Here is a 1431-nt window from a genome sequence, read left to right as displayed (position 1 = left end):
GCCGAGTACTTCGCTTTGGTCGGCGACTATCGCCAGGCTATTCAGCAACTAGATTTCGCCAAGCGCAAGGCGGGCAGCAACTTCCCGCTGTCATCGCGCATCGATGCTCGTCAGCGCGAGCTGATGGAACAGGAGCGCATGGTCAAGGACATGATGGGCTGAGCCTTTTCTCCAGATCGAGTAGGAGGCGGATTTACATCCGCCGTCCTCTCACACCACCGTACGTACGGATCCGTATACGGCGGTTCAAGCTATGCGGCTAAGCCGGTTTATCGTATCCAGTACCGAGACCAACCCAAGTTGATCCCATAGCTTCTTCGGCAGCGCCTGATTCATATGAGATGCTCCCGAGCTCCACCATGGGCCTCGGCCATTGAAGGCTGATTTGCAGGCGCGAGCTTCGCTAAGCCCCAGGCGCTTCAAGTTACGTGCCCTCGTTGAGGGCCGCTTCCATTGACGCCAGACGACGCAGCGAAGTTTACGCCGCACCCAGCCGTCAATTTCCTCAAGTGGCCGTTTGCTCTGACTGAGCTTGAAGTAGCCTGCCCACCCGCGTAGCACAGGGTTTATCCGTTCGATGACATTCGCCATCTTGTGGCCCCGCGCCCCGCGCAGCAGGTCTCTTAACCGGTCGTGCAAGCGACCCAGACTCATCGTCGCCACTCTCAGCCTCGGTTGCTGATGCCTGCTCATCCCATAACCCAGATAGTCGCAGACCCAAGGCCGTGCTACGTGGCTCTTTTCCCGGTTCAGCGTCAGTTTCAGGCGCTGATTCAGGAAACGCTCAACACCGGCCATCACCCGCGTGCCAGCTCGCTGACTGCGCACATAGATGTTCGCGTCGTCGGCATAACGCACGAAGCGATGGCCTCGCCGTTCCAGTTCGCGGTCGAGTTCGTTGAGCAGGATGTTCGACAGCAACGGCGAGAGCGGGCCGCCTTGCGGCGTCCCTTCCTGCCGTCGGCTGACGAGTCCGCCCGACATCGTTCCCGCTTCGAGGTAACGACGGATCAGCGCGAGCACACGCTTGTCTTCGATTTGACGCGCCACGCAGGCCATCAGGACATCGTGGTTGACCCGATCAAAGAACTTCTCCAGATCAAGCTCCACGCACCAGCGGTGACCCGCTGCCACGTGGTCGCGAGCGGTTTCGATGGCTTGGTGAGCGCTTCTACCCGGACGAAAGCCGTAGCTGTAGTCCGAGAACAGAGGATCGAAGATTGGCGTGAGCTGTTGCAGCAGTGCCTGTTGGATCAAGCGATCCACGACGCTGGGAATACCCAGTTGCCGTGTTCCGCCTTTGGGTTTGGGGATGTCAACGGCGCGTACACCCTGCGGGTGATACTCGCCGGCCAGCAACCTCACCTTGAGGGTCGGCCAATACTGTTTCACGTAGTCCGCCAAGTCGTCGACCGTCATGCCGTCGGCACC

1 protein-coding gene is annotated in these 1431 nt (G+C 59.7%); it reads right to left on the bottom strand.

The window, feature by feature from the left end; all coding sequences use genetic code 11:
- Window positions 1–246: 246 nt before the first annotated feature.
- Window positions 247–1431, bottom strand: a 1185-nt coding sequence (gene ltrA, locus ACP693_RS17615) for a group II intron reverse transcriptase/maturase (RefSeq protein ID WP_426050128.1), incomplete at its 5' end; no start/stop codon positions are given.

Source organism: Brevundimonas sp. TWP1-3, assembly GCF_049896085.1.
In the GTDB taxonomy this organism is placed as follows: domain Bacteria; phylum Pseudomonadota; class Alphaproteobacteria; order Caulobacterales; family Caulobacteraceae; genus Brevundimonas.
Note: the sequence above shows the minus strand (reverse complement) of the source record. Positions and strands in the feature narration are given on the sequence as shown.